The sequence below is a fragment of the Carnobacterium sp. genome (genome assembly GCF_040274425.1).
Genome location: NZ_JBEMBC010000006.1, coordinates 46,049 through 63,156 on the forward strand (window position 1 = coordinate 46,049; position 17,108 = coordinate 63,156).

Genomic DNA, 17,108 nt, shown 5'->3' on the forward strand with positions numbered 1-17,108 from the left:
TAAGGTTATCGGATAACTTACAAAAAGAACCCCCTTAACGGCAGGACAATCTTTGCCCGTTAAAGGAGTTCTTCACTAGTTTAATTACTTAAGAAACAAATTATAGCTTGCCATTACGGTATTCTTCAATATTTGATTTAATATTTACTACTTTAGGTCCATAAATGACTTGAGCGCTAGTTCCTTTGACAACAACTCCAGCTGCTCCAGTTGATTTTAACTTAGCTTGATCAACTAATTGACCATCTTTAACTGTAACTCGTAAACGAGTAGCACAATTGTCAACGTCGATTAGATTTTCTTCTCCACCAAGTCCTTCAATAATATTTGCAGACATTTCATCAGCAGGGTTAGAATTTTTAACAGAAGATGCAGTTGCTGTATTTGTTGAGCTAGCTAAATATTCATCTATATTTGATTTAATATTTGAAACTTTTGGTCCATAAATAACTTGGGCACTATTTCCTTTGACAACGACTCCAGCTGCTCCAGTTGATTTCAACATAGCTTGATCAACCAATTGTCCATCTTTGATCGTTACTCTTAAGCGTGTTGCACAATTGTCAACATCGACTAAATTTTCTTTTCCACCCAGTCCTTCTATAATATCATGTGACATTTCATCTTGAACGGGTTCATTAGATGTAGTTCCGCCAGCTTTTTTAGCTTGGTAATCTGCTTTTGTATACATTTTTGATTCAGCTACTTCATCTTCACGACCTGGTGTTTTCAAGTCGAATTTTGTAATAAAGAAACGGAAAACGAAATAGTAAACAAGTGCATAAACAATTCCTACTAAGACAACTGGTATCCAGTTGGTTATTCCTTGTCCTGGTAAGATACCATACAATACAAAGTCAAGTAAGCCACCTGAGAAAGTCAGCCCTACTCCAACATTCAAGAAGTGCATAATTACAAACGAGAATGCAGCTAATACACAATGGACTCCGAAGTATAAGAACGGCGAAGCAAATAAGAATGAAAATTCAAGCGGTTCTGTGATTCCTGTAAAAATTGACGTTAGTGAAGAAGACATCATCAGTCCCTTAACGTCTTTTTTACGTTCTGGTTTAGCCGTTTGGTACATTGCAAAAGCTGCGGCTGGGAATCCGAAAATCATGAACGGGAATAACCCAGAGAAGAATTTTGCTGCTTCAGGATCAACAACTTGTCCATTAGCTAATTGTGAGAAGACGATGTTTTGAGCTCCCTCAACAATTGTTCCGTTAATTTCAGCTGTTCCTCCAAGTGCTGTCTGCCAGAAAGGAAGATAAAACACGTGATGTAGACCTAATGGAATCAATGCACGATAAATAAAACCATACAAGAAAGTTCCAATGTACCCAAGTTCAGCTACAACTGAACCTAACCATGCAATCCCTGCACCAGCATATGGCCAGACAAATGCAAGAATCATCCCTACGATTACAGCTGCAAATGCTGATACGATTGGTATGAAACGCGTTCCAGAAAAGAACGATAAAGCATCTGGTAATTCGATTTTATAGAAGCGATTGTGCAAGGCAGCAACGATTAATCCCATAATGATTCCGCCAAATACACCTGTATTCATTGTTGCATCAAAACTAAGTACCGAAGCAATTAATCCTGGCGTTTGTTGCAACTTTTCTATATTTCCAAAGTTTGTAATAGTACTTGTTAAAGATGCATACATCATAAAGTACGCTACAACAGCTGATAAAGCCGCAACTTCTTTGGCAGCTTTAGCCATTCCTAAAGCAACCCCAACTGCAAAGAGCAGTGGTAAATTATCAAACACGATCGTGCCACAATCTTTTAGTACTGTTAAAACACCGTATAAAACAGTACCTTCCCCTAGTAACCACTCTAAGTCATATAGACTTACAAATGAATCTCCAGTAAAAGATGACCCTATTCCTAATAGCAAACCTGCTACTGGAAGCAATGCAATAGGCAGCATAAAGGTTTTACCCATTTTTTGCAGCCCTTCAAAAATTTTATCTTTCACTTTTTTTCCTCCTTAAAATCTAAAATAAGTGCTTGTATGAATGTAAAATAACAGCATACTTTGCAATGTTATCACATTGGTGAACCAGTTTCAAAATGTAAACGCACACACGTTCGAGAAAAAAAGAGTAGCCTTTTAATTTTACTTAAAAGGCTACTCTATAAGAATTTTATTAAATCGAATTTTGAATTAATTCGCTGAATAATCCATAAATGTATTCATTTGGATCAAATAGTTGCAAGTCATCCATACTTTCACCTAACCCAACAAATTTCACAGGAATATCCAACTCTTTACGAATAGCTAAAACAATTCCACCTTTTGCTGTACCATCCAATTTAGTTAATACGATTCCAGTTACATTGGTCGTTTGTTTAAATTGTTTAGCTTGGTTCATCGCATTTTGTCCAGTTGTGGCATCTAATACAAGCAATACCTCATGTGGACCACCTGGTATTTCACGTTCTATAATACGTTTCATTTTTTCTAACTCATTCATAAGGTTTACTTTATTTTGTAAACGTCCAGCTGTATCTACGAATAAAATATCAGCTTGTTGCTGTTTAGCTTCTTTAATCGCATCAAATACTACAGCTGCTGGATCTCCGCCAGCTTTACCACTGATTACTTCTACGCCAACACGCTCACCCCAAACATGCAATTGTTCTATCGCACCGGCTCTGAAAGTATCTCCAGCTGCTAAGAGTACTTTTTTTCCTTCTTGTTGGTAAAGATGCGCCATCTTGCCAATTGTTGTGGTTTTCCCTACACCGTTTACGCCAACCATCAGAATCACCGTTAAACCATCAGGATTGATAAGAACTTCCGGTTTTTCAGTATTCCCTTTTTCATAAATTTCAACCATTTTTTCAATAATAACTTGTTGAACTTCATTTGATGCTTTTGCATTTTTCAATTTTACTTCTTGGCGTAAGGCATCTGTGATTTCCATTGTCGCTTCAAAACCAACATCTGCCCCAATTAAAACTTCCTCAAGTTCATCAAAGAAGTCTTCATCGACTGTTCTAAAATTAGCAAACAATTCATTCATGCGTTGAGAAAATGTTTTCCTCGTTTTCTCAAGACCTTTTTCATACTTTTCGGTTACTTCTGTGGTTTCAACTTTCTCTTCACCTGTAAAAGCTTTTTTGATTTTGTCGAATAATCCCATTTTACACCCTCTTTTCTTGGCAATGTTAATGTTTAATTGAGCACAAATTTTTGAATGGCATGTGCCACGCCATGATCTTCATTTGTTTTAGTAATATATTGAGCCATGGATTTAATGTCATCCGTAGCATTTCCCATGGCTACTCCCATACCTGCATATTCAATCATTGCTGCATCGTTAGCTTCATCCCCTAATGCCATTACCTCTGATGCTTCAAAACCTAGTAAATCGGCTAAAACAGCTATTCCACTACCTTTATCTACACCCTTAGGCATTAGCTCTAATAATATTGGACGAGATTTCATTATCGTATATTTTTCATAAAAATGAACTGGGATGTTTTTGATGGCTTCATCTAAATCAGTTTGAGCGTAACAAAACACTGTTTTATTGATGGCAATATCTTCTGGTACTTCTTCCATTGCTATTGGAACATATGGCAATGCTGACATGACTGTTGGATATAGCGAGTCTCTTCCTTTAGGGTATGGAGGCTCATAAATTTTTTCTAAATCAATGAAGTTACAAGGAACATTGATCTGTTTGCTTAGTTCAAAAATTTCTTCTGTTTCGGCTTTTGTTAATGTTGTCTTAGATAATACTTCGCCAGTATCTGTACGTTGTACTAGTCCACCATTGTAAGTAATGCCATAATCTCCAGCTTCTCTTAAATTTAACTCTTCTAAATAGGCGATCATTCCTAACAAAGGTCGGCCGGTACAAAGGACTACTTTTACGCCTTGTTCTTTTGCTTGTTTGATTGCTTCTTTATTTTCATCTGATATACCATGTTTTCCATTTAATAATGTTCCATCCAAATCAATTGCAACTAGTTTAATCATGCTTTGACTCCAATCTCTTTAATAACTACTTTAAAAGGGAAAAAAAGATCGACACTAATCGACCTTTCCTCCGCTATCGTTTCTAGGTTATTCCTACATGTGCTTCTGTTAATTCTTCTAAACGAACAGATACAACTTTAGAAACACCAGATTCTTGCATGGTTATCCCATAAAGAACATTCGCTTCTTCCATTGTTCCTTTACGGTGAGTAATGACAATAAATTGAGTATCTCCATCAAATCGCTTTAAATATCGACCAAATCGGATGACGTTAGCTTCATCTAGTGCGGCTTCAACTTCATCTAAAATACAGAAGGGTACTGGCCGGACTTGTATAATAGCAAACATTAGAGCAATTGCTGTAAATGCTCGTTCCCCTCCAGATAAGAGACTTAACTGCTGTAGTTTTTTCCCAGGAGGTTGAGCGATGATCTCAATACCGGTCGTTAACAAGTTTTTAGGATCTGTTAACCGTAATTCAGCTGATCCTCCGCCAAACATCTGTGGGAAAACTTCAGAAAATTTCAGTCGAATATCTTCAAACACTTCAGAAAAGCGAATCTTTACTTCTTCATCCATTTCATTCATCGTGGTATACAAACTAACTTTTGCTTCTATCAAATCTTCACGTTGATCCACAAGGAAAGAATACCGCTCATTCACACGTTCAAATTCTTCGATAGCACCAATGTTAACAGCACCCAGCTCTTCAATACTTTGTTTCAGCAATTTCACTTTACGTGTCGCATCTTCTATAGAAACCTCAAGCAAATGGCTTTCTTTAGCCGCTTCAAAAGTCATACTGTACTCTTCATTTAAATAAGTCAAGCGATTTTCAATCGCCACATCTGTACGATTCATTGAAACTTCAGCTCTTGCTTTTTCTTCTAACAGATAATGTTTTTGATTATTTGTTAGTGTCGTTAATTGTTCGATGTCATTCAATTGATCTTCAATACGTACTTTTTCATTTTTTATTTTTAATAATTGATTTTCTAGCGTTTGCTTTGTGGCTGATAATTGCGCTAGCTGATCGCTTAATTCTTTTTTAGTCATCTGATGCGTACCGTCAAAATGCGTCATTTGTTCCATTCGGCTAGTGATGGTCGTAATGTCTTTCTGTTGATCATCTAGTTGACTAGAGACCGCTTTTTGTTCTTTTTTCAAACTAAGCAATTGCTCTTTTAAAGCAGCTAATTTAGTTCGTAGTTGTTGTTGTTTCTCATTAACCAATGTATGATTTTTTTCACGCTCTTCATTTTGAGAAGAAGCCAGTAAAATCTGATGATTAATGTGCTCCATTTCTTTTTTGACCGTTTGAATAGATTCCGTTAACTCCGTTTTTTTCAACTCATAGGACTCTACTTCTTCTTTTGCTTCTTTGTATTCATATTGGACAGCCTTTAACTCTCTTGTTAACCGGATTTGTTTTTCTTCTAATGTTTCCGCTTGATTTTTTAGTTCTTGTTCTTTCAAGCGTTGTTTTTCTCCAAGTTCACGTAATTCATTTAAGTTTGTCTCTTCTTTTTTTATTACTTGTTTCATTGTGCGAACTTCTATTTCTTTTTCCGTCAAAGTTGTTTCCATTTGAGCGATTTGCTTAGTTAAATTTGTTAATTCATTTTTCCGAGCAAATAAACTCCCCTGATTGCCAGACTTGCTCGCTCCACCAGTCATTGAGCCCCCGGCATTCATCACATCGCCTTCAAGAGTCACTACACGGTACTTAAATTGGATTTCACGTGCAATGGTATTAGCAGAAGACAAATCTCTGGCAACAATGGTTGTTCCCAATAAATTTTGTATGATCGTTGCAACAGCTTCAGGATAGGCAATCAATTTACTCGCAATCCCTAAGAAACCATCGCAACTGCTAGCTTTATTTTCTACAGATGTTGGCAGATGACGAGCTTTTATTGTGGTTAAAGGTAAAAATGTTGCTCGACCAATGCGTTTTTGTTTTAAGTACTGGATACCTTTACGTCCGCTTTGCTCATCTTGAACAATGATATTTTGGCTAGCTGCACCGAGTGCAATATCAATAGCTAACTCAGCTTGTTTGGGTACTTCAATCAATTCAGCAACAGCTCCGATGATCCCACCGATGTCTTTTTTGCGCTTCAGAACTTCTTTTACCCCTTGATAAAAACCAGCATAATCTTCATTTAATTCTTTCAAACTTTCTTTTTTTGCTTTTGCCTGCTGCACAACTTTTAAAGCGTCATACATACGCGTCTCGTTCGCTTCTAATTCTTGTCTTTTAGTTTGAATACTCGCTTGTTTCTCTTGATAAAATAACAATTTCTGAGCAATCTCTTGTTGTGTATTCGTTAATTCTTCAGCAATACGTGTGAAGTCTTCCGTAATTTTTCCAATCGTTTGTTCAAGTTCCTTAACCGATGCGGTTGACTTTAAGTTCTTTTGTGCCATTTGATAAGAGCTTCTTTCAAGATAGGTTTGCTCATTGCGCAAACTGGTTTGTTTTTGCATCAAATCAACATATTCATCTCGCAAACTCTCAATCGTCTCTTTTGAATTTCCAGAAAGAGACAAGGCTTCTTTTTCAACAGCTAGAAGTTCTGACTTTAATTGTCGTTCTTGTTCCGTTTTCTCAGCAAGGTTTTCATCGATCCCTTTTAATTGTTGCTCTAATTGAACCACTCTCTGATTTGCTTGCTCTTTAGTGGCTTCAAGTTGCTGCAGATTTTCAGTGGTGTACTTATTGCGTTCAGATAAAACATTCTTTTGACCATCAGTCTGTTCAAATAATTGAATGGTTTCAACCAAATTTTGCTGAGTTTTTTCAATTTCATCAGTCAATTCAGCTTTTTGTTTCCGTTTGTGTTTCAATTGCGTTTCACAATCCGATAAGCTTATTTGCTTTTCAACTAATTGTTTCTCAAAAGAACTCATCTCATGTTTGCTTTCATCCCATTTTACTTTCAAACGTTCAATTTCAACAACCGTCAAAGCAATGTCCATTTCAGTCAATTGTTCCTTATAAAATAAAAAGTCTTTCGCTATACTGCTTTGTTCTCTCAAAGGTTCAACTTGCCCTTCCAGTTCATAGACAATATCTTGGACACGATTTAGATTTTCTTCGGTTTCAGTTAATTTTTGTTCGGCTTTTTTCTTACGTGTTTTGTATTTTAGTACACCGGCTGCTTCTTCAAAAATTGCTCTTCTTTCTTCTGGCTTACTGTTGAAAATACTTTCAACTTTCCCTTGAGAAATAATCGAAAAAGATTCTTTTCCCAATCCCGAATCCATAAAAAGATCAACAATATCTTTTAACCGACAAGCTTGTTTATTCAAATAGAATTCACTCTCACCGTTTCGATGCAATCGTCTCGTGATGCTTATTTCGCTAAATTCTAACGGTAAAAAGTGATCTTCATTTTCTAATATCAGCGTAACTTCAGCTAAATTGACTGGTTTTCTTGTATCAGATCCTGAAAAAATAACATCGTTCATTCTTCCGCCACGTAGGTTCTTTGCTGATTGTTCACCTAAAACCCAACGGATGGCTTCTGTTATATTACTTTTCCCACTTCCGTTGGGACCTACTACAGCTGTCACACCATCATGAAATTCAATTGTTGTTTTATCCGCAAATGATTTGAAACCAGCGATGTCTATTCTTTTTAATTGCACAACTACTGGCTCCTTTCTCCTGTACTATTTTTCTTGCAAAGCAAGTAATGCATTTTCTGCAGCCACTTGTTCAGCTGCTTTTTTAGTTTTCCCTTGTCCTTGTCCAAGTACTTGCCCTTCAGCGAGTACTTCTACCACAAAGGCCTTTTGATGTGCTGGCCCAATTTCATCAACTAATTGATAGTCGATTCCAATTTCACCTTTTTGTTGTAAAAACTCTTGTAAATTAGTTTTATGATCCATCACATGTGAGAAAGCACCGGACTTGATTTTTGGAAAAATTGTTTGTTCAAGAAAAGATAATACGCTATCTATTCCTTGATCTAAATATAATGCTCCAATAAAGGACTCAAATAAATCGCAAAGTAATGCTGGACGTTTTCGTCCATTCATACGTTCTTCGCCTCTACCTAAACGGATAAATTGATCGAATTCGTATTCTTTTGCGAATTGACTCAAACTAGCTTCACAAACAATAGTCGCTCTCAATCGTGTTAATTTCCCTTCAGGCAAGTTAGGATATAATTCGTATAAAAATCTTGATACGGTTAATTCTAATACCGCATCTCCTAAAAATTCAATTCTTTCATTATCCTTTAATTCAAGATTCCTGTGCTCATTCACATATGATGAATGGGTAAATGCTTCTTCTAAATATGATAGGTCATGAAAAACCAAATCAAATTTAGTCTTTAATTGTGTTAAAAATGCGTCATCCATTGTATTCTTCCTTTCTATAAAAATTTCTCCATGCTCTTTCATTATACTGTGTTTAGTCATAAAAATAAACCATTTCTAGCTTTATCCTCTAACGTGCAACAAGAGTGAAGACTCCCTTCATCTGGTTTACTTCAAAAGAAAGAGTCGCTAAACTCAAAATAAGTTAAGCGACTCTAGAGAACCATATTAATTTTTATGTTGATCGATATAAGTTACTGCATTTCCAACTGTAGCGATTTGTTCAGCATCTTCATCAGATATTTCTGTTCCGAAGACATCCTCTAATTCCATAACTAATTCTACAACATCAAGAGAATCAGCACCTAAATCATCTTTAAAAGTAAGTTCTTTAGTTACTTTTTCTTCATCAATGCCAAATCTTTCAACAATGATTTTTTTTATTTTTTCGAAAGTTTCATTAGTAGACAATTTGTTACACCTCCGTATTCGACTTTGTAATTAAGGATAAATTACCATTACTTTATACATTTTAACGATATTCACAAACATTGTCCAACTATTTTTTAATGTGCCTTTTTTATTTGTTCAGAAAAACTTATTCAGCTTGTGTTTCTTTTGCTTCAAAATAGTGAACCAAGTCATCAATAACATGCGATTCCAACATTTCGTGAATTTGCTTGATTGTATGGTACACAGCTTCTTTTTCAGTTGATCCGTGAGTCTTGACAACAGGAGCTTTAACTCCGAATAACACAGCTCCGCCATGTTTTGAGTAATCCATAACATCTTTCATATTAGAAAAACTATCTTTTAATAACAATCCGCCTAATTTAGCTTTTGTGCCATTTTCATACACAGCATTTTTAATAAGTTTCATCATAGACATAGCCGTACCTTCAATTGTTTTTAATACAGCATTTCCAGTAAAACCATCTGTAACGACTACATCCGCTGCCCCGCCTAACAATTCACGTGCTTCAACATTTCCGATGAAGTTAATATCTGTATTGTTTGCTAACAGTTGGTAAGCTCTTTTTGTTACATCATTTCCTTTGTTTTCTTCTGTTCCGTTATTCAATAAGCCAACTTTTGGATTTTTGATTCCTCGAACGAATTGAGCGTAATAGCTTCCCAGTATCGCATATTGGTGAATGTTTTCTGGTTTAGTGTCTGCATTTGCACCAACATCCATTAAATTAAATGTTCCATTTTCTGTTCCAATTACAGGTAATGAAACTAACAATCCTGGTCGATCGATTCCTTTAATTCTTCCAATAATCAATAATCCAGCAGTCAATAATGCGCCTGTATTTCCTGCAGAAAATAAAGCATCTGCTTCCTTGTCTTTTACAGCTTGCGCCGCTAAAACCATTGAAGCATTTTTTTTACGACGAACTGCGCGAACAGGGTCGTCATCACTCGCAATTTTTTCATCTGTATGAATAATGGTGATATTCGTTTCATCCGTTAAGTATTTTCTTATTGACTCTTCTTTTCCATATAAAAGAAACTCAATATCATTGTATTCTTTAGCTGCCATCATGACACCTTCTACAATTGCTTTTGGAGCGTTATCTCCGCCCATAGCATCTACTGCAATTTTCAAATCATTTGCCTCCCTAGTTAACTTCCAACATTTCTAAACTTTACGTTCCTAATAGATATTACCACTAATCATGATTGAACCTCAATTAAAATCTAATCCTTCTAATTCATTAAATCCAACAGCTTCTCTAATCGGTTGATAAAGTTCATTTGTTAGAAAGTCTTTTTGATTGATCAATTGAACTGCTTCTTGTCTAGCTGCTTCCAAAGCTCCAAAATCTCCCACTATATCCCCGATTTTAAAATCAGGTATCCCAGATTGTTTATTGCCAAACAAATCTCCAGGACCTCTAAGTTCTAAATCTTTTTCACTTAGCAAAAAACCATCCGTTGTTTCCGTCATGATTTTCATACGTTCCATCCCATTTTCAGTTTTAGGATTTGCGACAAGAATACAATACGATTCTTTATCTCCTCGACCTACCCGACCTCTTAACTGATGTAATTGAGACAATCCAAAGCGATCTGCATCGTAAATAATCATAGTTGTTGCATTCGGTACATTTACACCTACTTCGATTACTGTTGTGGAAACAAGAACTTGTAGTTTTTTTTCTTTAAAATTTTCCATAATGCTTTCTTTATCGGCTGATTTCATTTTCCCATGCAACAAACCCACTTGAAAACGATCGCCATAATAAGCTGTTAATTTTTCATAAATATCAGTTGCATTTTTAACATCGACGCTTTCCGATTCTTCAATCAACGGACAGATCACATAGGCTTGTGACCCTTTTTTTAACTGAATTTCAATAAACTCTAGCGTTTTTTCAAAATTTTTCGGTTTGATCCACGTGGTTTGAATTGGGATTCTTCCAGCAGGCATTTCATCAATAATAGAGACATCCATTTCACCATATGCCGTAATTGCTAAGGTCCGAGGTATGGGGGTAGCTGTCATAAATAAAACATCCGCATCTTTCCCCTTATCTCTTAATAATTTCCGTTGATTCACCCCAAAACGATGTTGTTCATCGGTAATGACTAAACCTAAACGAGAGAAATAAACATCTTGCTGGATCAATGCATGTGTACCTATAAGAACGTCTAATTCACCACTAGCTAATTGTTCTAATATGATGCGCCGCTCTTTTGTTTTTGTTGAACCTGTCAGTAATGCAATTCTCACTTCAAGTGGGTTGAATAATTCCGTTAAACTTTCCATATGCTGTTCAGCAAGAATTCCTGTAGGAACCATCAAGGCCGATTGAACGCCAACGTTCGTGGCAGCGTATAAAGCAATCGCAGCTACGATTGTTTTTCCGCTCCCAACATCTCCTTGAAGTAAGCGATGCATATGAATCGGTTGCCTTAAATCACTGCAGATTTCATTCACTACTCTTTTTTGTGCTGTTGTTAATTCAAAAGGCAATGTCTCAATAAAATTTCTCAAATCATTTACATTGTAATTTAGTGTATTTCCTTTGCCCATAGCTTTTTGTTTTTTTCGCACGATCTGCATGCGCATTTGGTACAATAAGAATTCTTCAAAAACAACTTCTCTTCTGGCTTGCTTTTTTTGTTCTTCTGAAGCTGGAAAATGCATCGCATAAACAGCATCATGATGAGAGATCAAGCGGTATTTCGTTCTTAATTCTGTAGGAATAACCTCTGGAATATGCTCTTGATACAGTTCAAAAGCTTCTGTGATCAATTGTAGTATCGTGCTTTGTTTAATGTGTTTATTTGCACTGTAAACTGACTCAAAATCTCCTTGCTCAGAACCTGATTTTGTACCTAAAATTTTCATCCCAGTCAAACTTTTCCTCTTTGCATCCCATTTTCCAAATACAGCAATTTCTTCTCCAGTAACGATTTTACTTTTTAAGTAGGCTTGATTAAAAAAAGTCACCGTTATTACTGCATGCTCAATGATTAAACGAAAAGACAAACGGTTCTTTTTGGGTCCAAAACGACTGACTACTGCTTCTGAAACCACATTTCCTTTTAACGTTACTTTTTCCTGATCTTCTATCTCTAATAAATCTTTTTCTTGAATATCCTCATAACGAATCGGATAATGAGAAAGCAAATCAGAAATGGTATGAATACCTAATTGATGCAAAGCCTCTAAACGCTTTTCACCAACGTAAGGGAGGACCGAAACAGAATCATAAATTGATTTAGCCATAAATTTTTAAACAGATTAAACAGCTTCAGCTTTTTTAACCTGTCACTTACCTCCCTTTAGTGTAATAACTACTTTATTTATTGTCTTTAAACTGACTAAAAAAGACAAAAATAGGCTAGGAATAACATCCGGTTCTATTTTTGTCTTTTTAATTATTCTACTGACAAGATGTACGGATAAACTGGTTGTTGTCCGTCATGAATTTCAACTTCTACTTCTTCAAAGAGATTTTCAATTTCAGTGGCTATCTCAGCAGCTTCAGCTTCGTCTCCATCTTCTCCAAGTAAAATAGTTACAATTTCACTATCTTCTGATATCATTTTTTTCAAGGTTTCAATCGTAACATTTTTACGGTTGGATTGAGATACTTTGATTTTACCTTCAATAATCCCCATAAAGTCGTCTTTTTTGATTGCCATCCCATCGATTTCTGTATCTCTTACAGCATTTGTTACTTGTCCACTAACAACATTTTTTAATTCGCTCATCATTTCAGCTTTATTAGTATCTAAGTCATTCAACTCATTAAATGCTAACATTGCAGTCATACCTTGAGAAATAGTCTTACTAGGAATAACGACTACTGACAATTCGCTTACTTCTGCAGCCTGATCAGCCGCCATAAAAATATTTTTGTTGTTTGGCAAGATAATAATTTTCTCAGCATTTACCTCTTCAATTGCTTTAAGAATATCTTCTGTACTTGGATTCATTGTTTGTCCACCACTAATGACATAATCTACGCCTAAGCTTTTAAACAAGTTTTGAATACCTTCTCCTGCTGCAACTGCGATGATACCATAAGGTGTTTTAGCTGCTTTTTTAACAGGCTGAGGTGTTTCATTTTCAAGAATCGTTTCATGTTGAACACGCATATTATCAACTTTAATTTTCAGCAATGAACCAAATTTTTGTCCGTAATTCATTACTTCTCCTGGATGTTCTGTATGAACATGGACCTTAACGATCTCGTCATCAGAAACCACCAATAAAGAGTCCCCGATTTCGTTTAAGTGATTACGGAATGTATCATAATCAAATTCACTATCAACGGTTTCGCCTTTGCCGATTTGAACCATAATTTCTGTACAATAACCGAATTTGATGTCTTCAGTATGAATATGATTTGACACACTTCTATGATGTTCAGCATTAACCAACTCTGTCATTTCTTCAGCAGAAGGTTGATAAATATCTTCTTCTACAATTTTACCAGACAATACTTCTAAGAATCCTTCATAGATAAACAAAAGACCTTGTCCACCACTATCTACAACCCCTACTTCTTTAAGTACTGGCAATAAATCAGGCGTTTTAGCTAATGATTTTTTTGCCCCACGAACGATGGCTTCCATCACTTCAACAATATCATCTGTTTCTTTTGCTTTTTTTTCACCAACTTTAGCTGATTCGCGAGCTACAGTTAAAATGGTTCCCTCAACAGGTTTCATAACAGCTTTATAAGCTGTTTCAACACCCTTAGTAAATGCTTCTGAAAACTCTTTAGAAGACACCGTTTCTTTATTTTCAATAGCTTTGCCGAATCCTCTAAATAATTGAGATAAAATAACCCCAGAATTTCCACGAGCTCCCATCAATAACCCTTTAGAAAGGGCCGCTGACAAATCCCCAACACTTTCAGACGTTGTATTTGCAACTGCCTTAGCACCACTTGCTAAAGATAGATTCATGTTGGTACCTGTATCGCCATCTGGAACCGGAAAAACATTCAATGAGTTTACATATTCCGCATTCTTATCTAAACGATTAGCTCCTGTTGCTATCATTAAACGAAACTGCTTACCTTCTAATTTTGTAACTTTCACTACATATATCCTCCTTAGTTACTTTTTAATAAGTATTAGTAACTATTTCTTCTTTGACTAATCATTTTTAATCATTTAATACGCGAACACCTTGAACATAAATATTTACAGTGTTAGCTGTAACACCTAACATTGTTTCCAAATTGTATTTTACAATTTCTTGCACATTACGACTAACTTCAGAAATTTTTATTCCGTAACTCACAATAATGTAAATATCAATTGCAACGCCGTCATCTTCTTGGCGAACAACTACTCCACGTGAATAGTTTTCTTTTTTTAGTATATCATTTAAATTATCACGTATTTGGCTTTTACTTGCCATTCCAACGATTCCAAAAATTTCGGTTGCGGCACCACCAACAACGGTCGCAATAACTTCATTTGAGATATCTATTGTTCCAAATTGTGTTTTGATTTTAACTGCCATGTTAAAAATCCTCCTCTTGGCTAGCAAGCCATAAATTACTACTCTACATTTTATCATAGCAGACCTAATAAGAAAAGAAAAACTAAGTTTCCTCATTTTTAAATAATATTAAGAAAACAATAAAAGACTGTCAAGTAAATTTCCTTGAAAGAAGTTCTTGCAAAGGCAACTAAATTATGATAAATTATTGAAGTATGAGTATTGATTGAAGCTTTGCTTCGATATATCGGCAAAGGAGGAAAGACTAATGGCTAAAGAATGTGTAATTACAGGACGTAAAGCAAGAAGCGGAAATAACCGCTCTCACGCTATGAACAAAACAAAACGTACTTGGGGTGCTAACTTACAAAAAGTTCGTATCATGGTTGACGGATCACCTAAAAAAGTTTGGGTATCTGCTCGAGCTCTTAAATCTGGTAAAGTTGCACGCGTATAATTTTACTTAAAAAAGAACCTTTCCCGTCATCATGGAAAAGGTTCTTTTTTTGTTTTATTTTTTTAATCTTTACTTTGAATAACTGCTATCATTCCCGATGCAAAAGAAAAAGTTACTGTATCTGTAATAAATTCATTACTTGCTAACGAAATCGGATGAGAGAAATTCGCATCCATTAATTGATATTTGGCATCTTGTATAGATAATTTTTCTACAGGCGATAGGCAAGTAAATGCAAGATATTTTTTATCTTGCTCTTTCGCTATGGTATGAGTACCTGGCAAAAAGTATAAGATAGTATTTTGGACATCTATTAGACGTATTTTAGCAGCATGATCGAGCAGTTTAGGCTGGAAGATCATATAAATATTATTTAATAAATGGTCCATTCTTCCACCAGTTGCTCCATAAATAGAGACACTAGCCGGTTTGAATTCATCGAAAGCTATTTGGACAGCCAGCTCTGTATCGGTCTCATCTTTTTCTGCTTTGTAAATTCGAACATCAGCAACTTCTTTTTTTATTGTTTCTAATTCTTCCTTTGTGACTGAATCAAAATCTCCAAGAGCAATCTTAGGAACAATTCCTTGCTCCAATAATCGTAAAGCCCCTCTATCAACACCAATCCAAATGAGTTCTTTTGTTTGGCTATTTTTTATTGCTGGAATGCGCTCATAAGGTCCGCCGACCATAATTGCTAAGTGTTTCATCTTATCTTACCGCATCCATTAATAAGTTTAGTTGATTCAATGGATCTTCTGCATTATAAATGTATGAACCCGCAACAAAAACTGTCGCTCCCGCTTCTTTACATTGTTTAGCGGTCTGTTCAGCTATTCCTCCATCAACTTGTATTTCATAAGTATAGCCTTCTCTATCTTTTATTTCTTTTGCCGTTTTTATTTTTTTTAGCATTTCAGGAATAAAACTTTGTCCGCCATAACCAGGATTAACTGTCATTACTAAAACTAAATCTACCATTCCTAATACATGTGCCATCGTTTCAATTGGTGTTCCTGGATTCACAGCAATCCCTGCTTTAACACCTTGGTCTTTTATCAACTGGATAACACGGTGGATGTGAGATGTGCTTTCAGGATGCACGGTGATGATATCTGCGCCTGCTGCAGCAAATTGTTTAATGTAGTTTTCAGGATACTCTACCATTAGATGACAATCCAGCGGTAATTTTGTTACCGGACGAATAGCAGCTACGGTATCTGCACCAAATGTAATATTCGGTACAAAATGTCCATCCATCACATCAACATGAATATAATCTGCCCCTCCATCTTCAACTAACTGAATATCTCTTGCTAAGTTTGCAAAGTCTGCGCTTAAAATAGATGGTGCTAATTTCATTTTTTTATCCTCATTTCTTATGTTTATTGTCATATCTTGGTTTACGACTTTCAATTTCATCTAAAAACTGCAAGTAATGTTGGTAACGGTATGCTGGTATTGTATTTAATTCTACTTCTTTTTTCACTTGACACCCAGGTTCTTTTTTATGCATACACCCTCTAAATCGACAGTCATCTTGTACTTCAACAAAGTCAGGAAAGCATGCTGATATTTCTTCTGCTTCAATTTCTAAAAAATCGATTGAACTAAAACCAGGAGTATCAGCCACTAATCCTTCGTATAAAGGCAATAATTCAACGTGTCTAGTCGTATGCTTTCCCCTGCCAAGAGAACTTGAAATTTCAGCTGTTTTCAGTTCTAGATCAGGTGCAATACTGTTCAGTAATGTTGATTTCCCTGCACCAGATTGGCCCATAAAAACAGACAATTTATTAGGGAAATAAGAGGTTAATTCCTCTAAAGATTTTTTGTTGTCATTTTGTTCAGGAACGATAATTGGATACCCAATTTTTTTATAAGCTCGTTCTTTTTCTTTTAATTGTTGCAACAGTTCATCCGTTAACAAGTCAATTTTACTTATGTAGATGATAGCTTGGATTCCTTTACTCTCTAAAGTGACCAAGAAACGATCTAATAAGTTTGTTGAAAAATTAGGTTCGATAGCTGACATCACTACAATACCGATATCCACATTGGCCACAGGCGGACGAACCAATTCATTTTTTCTAGGTAAGAGCTCTTGTACCACACCTTCTTTTAAATTGCCACTTTCAAATAAGACATAGTCACCAACCAAAGGTGTTAGTTCCCTTTTTCGAAAGTTCCCTCTTCCCCTTGTTTGATAGGTTTCTCCTTGATAATAGACATAATAAAAACCACTTAACGCTTTTCTGATTTGACCTTCCGGCAATAAAACCCCTCCTATAATGCGTTCTCTTTTATACTCTACTGAATGAAACCCAAGAAAGCAAGATTT

General features: G+C 35.7%; 14 protein-coding genes. 1 reads left to right on the forward strand and 13 read right to left on the reverse strand.

The features are described from left to right. Positions 1-100: 100 nt before the first annotated feature. The 10 genes from ABS911_RS02345 to ABS911_RS02390 all read right to left on the reverse strand — a co-directional run bounded on the left by ABS911_RS02345 (position 101) and on the right by ABS911_RS02390 (position 14,331). A complete protein-coding gene (locus tag ABS911_RS02345; RefSeq protein ID WP_350466114.1) occupies positions 101-1,990 on the reverse strand; it encodes a PTS transporter subunit EIIC in 1,890 nt (629 codons plus the stop codon). 172 nt (positions 1,991-2,162) lie between these two features. After that, the gene (ftsY, locus tag ABS911_RS02350; protein WP_350466115.1) at positions 2,163-3,161 is read right to left on the reverse strand and encodes a signal recognition particle-docking protein FtsY; all 999 of its coding nucleotides are present in this window, start codon (positions 3,159-3,161) and stop codon (positions 2,163-2,165) included. A gap of 32 nt (positions 3,162-3,193) precedes the next feature. Beyond that, positions 3,194-4,003, reverse strand: coding sequence for a sugar-phosphatase (gene yidA, locus ABS911_RS02355; RefSeq protein ID WP_350466116.1), 810 nt, complete (start codon positions 4,001-4,003; stop codon positions 3,194-3,196). An 82-nt stretch (positions 4,004-4,085) separates the two neighbouring features. Then, positions 4,086-7,658, reverse strand: a complete 3,573-nt coding sequence (smc, locus tag ABS911_RS02360; protein WP_350466117.1) for a chromosome segregation protein SMC — start codon at positions 7,656-7,658, stop codon at positions 4,086-4,088. A gap of 24 nt (positions 7,659-7,682) precedes the next feature. After that, positions 7,683-8,378, reverse strand: a complete 696-nt coding sequence (rnc, locus tag ABS911_RS02365; protein WP_350450176.1) for a ribonuclease III — start codon at positions 8,376-8,378, stop codon at positions 7,683-7,685. A 186-nt stretch (positions 8,379-8,564) separates the two neighbouring features. After that, on the reverse strand, positions 8,565-8,807 hold the full coding sequence (locus ABS911_RS02370; RefSeq protein ID WP_035022551.1) for an acyl carrier protein: 243 nt from the start codon (positions 8,805-8,807) through the stop codon (positions 8,565-8,567). Positions 8,808-8,934: 127 nt separating this feature from the next. Then, complete coding sequence (plsX, locus tag ABS911_RS02375; protein WP_350466118.1) at positions 8,935-9,945, reverse strand: phosphate acyltransferase PlsX; 1,011 nt, start codon at positions 9,943-9,945, stop codon at positions 8,935-8,937. A gap of 81 nt (positions 9,946-10,026) precedes the next feature. Beyond that, positions 10,027-12,075, reverse strand: coding sequence for an ATP-dependent DNA helicase RecG (gene recG, locus ABS911_RS02380; RefSeq protein WP_350466119.1), 2,049 nt, complete (start codon positions 12,073-12,075; stop codon positions 10,027-10,029). Positions 12,076-12,227: 152 nt separating this feature from the next. After that, on the reverse strand, positions 12,228-13,901 hold the full coding sequence (locus ABS911_RS02385; protein ID WP_350466120.1) for a DAK2 domain-containing protein: 1,674 nt from the start codon (positions 13,899-13,901) through the stop codon (positions 12,228-12,230). Positions 13,902-13,968: 67 nt separating this feature from the next. Beyond that, positions 13,969-14,331: an Asp23/Gls24 family envelope stress response protein gene (locus ABS911_RS02390; RefSeq protein ID WP_035022540.1), complete on the reverse strand. Its 363-nt coding sequence runs from the start codon at positions 14,329-14,331 to the stop codon at positions 13,969-13,971. A 247-nt stretch (positions 14,332-14,578) separates the two neighbouring features. On the opposite strand from ABS911_RS02390, the gene rpmB reads away from it, so the two are divergent. Then, positions 14,579-14,767, forward strand: a complete 189-nt coding sequence (gene rpmB / locus ABS911_RS02395; RefSeq protein ID WP_035022537.1) for a 50S ribosomal protein L28 — start codon at positions 14,579-14,581, stop codon at positions 14,765-14,767. 62 nt (positions 14,768-14,829) lie between these two features. Here the strand turns inward: rpmB and ABS911_RS02400 are convergent, their stop codons facing one another. From ABS911_RS02400 to rsgA, 3 genes are read right to left on the reverse strand one after another with little or no spacing between them, the layout of a single operon-like run. Then, positions 14,830-15,477, reverse strand: a complete 648-nt coding sequence (locus ABS911_RS02400; RefSeq protein ID WP_350466121.1) for a thiamine diphosphokinase — start codon at positions 15,475-15,477, stop codon at positions 14,830-14,832. A gap of 1 nt (position 15,478) precedes the next feature. Continuing rightward, a complete protein-coding gene (gene rpe, locus ABS911_RS02405; RefSeq protein WP_350466122.1) occupies positions 15,479-16,129 on the reverse strand; it encodes a ribulose-phosphate 3-epimerase in 651 nt (216 codons plus the stop codon). Between the two features lie 10 nt (positions 16,130-16,139). Next, a complete protein-coding gene (gene rsgA / locus ABS911_RS02410; RefSeq protein WP_350466123.1) occupies positions 16,140-17,042 on the reverse strand; it encodes a ribosome small subunit-dependent GTPase A in 903 nt (300 codons plus the stop codon). Positions 17,043-17,108: the final 66 nt, after the last annotated feature.

Coding starts and splice junctions, on each gene's coding strand:
- ftsY (WP_350466115.1), bottom strand. CDS start 3,161: ATGGGATTATTCGACAAAATCAAAAAAGCTTTTACAGGTGAAGAGAAA.
- yidA (WP_350466116.1), bottom strand. CDS start 4,003: ATGATTAAACTAGTTGCAATTGATTTGGATGGAACATTATTAAATGGA.
- rnc (WP_350450176.1), bottom strand. CDS start 8,378: ATGGATGACGCATTTTTAACACAATTAAAGACTAAATTTGATTTGGTT.
- recG (WP_350466119.1), bottom strand. CDS start 12,075: ATGGCTAAATCAATTTATGATTCTGTTTCGGTCCTCCCTTACGTTGGT.
- ABS911_RS02390 (WP_035022540.1), bottom strand. CDS start 14,331: ATGGCAGTTAAAATCAAAACACAATTTGGAACAATAGATATCTCAAAT.
- rpmB (WP_035022537.1), top strand. CDS start 14,579: ATGGCTAAAGAATGTGTAATTACAGGACGTAAAGCAAGAAGCGGAAAT.
- ABS911_RS02400 (WP_350466121.1), bottom strand. CDS start 15,477: ATGAAACACTTAGCAATTATGGTCGGCGGACCTTATGAGCGCATTCCA.
- rpe (WP_350466122.1), bottom strand. CDS start 16,129: ATGAAATTAGCACCATCTATTTTAAGCGCAGACTTTGCAAACTTAGCA.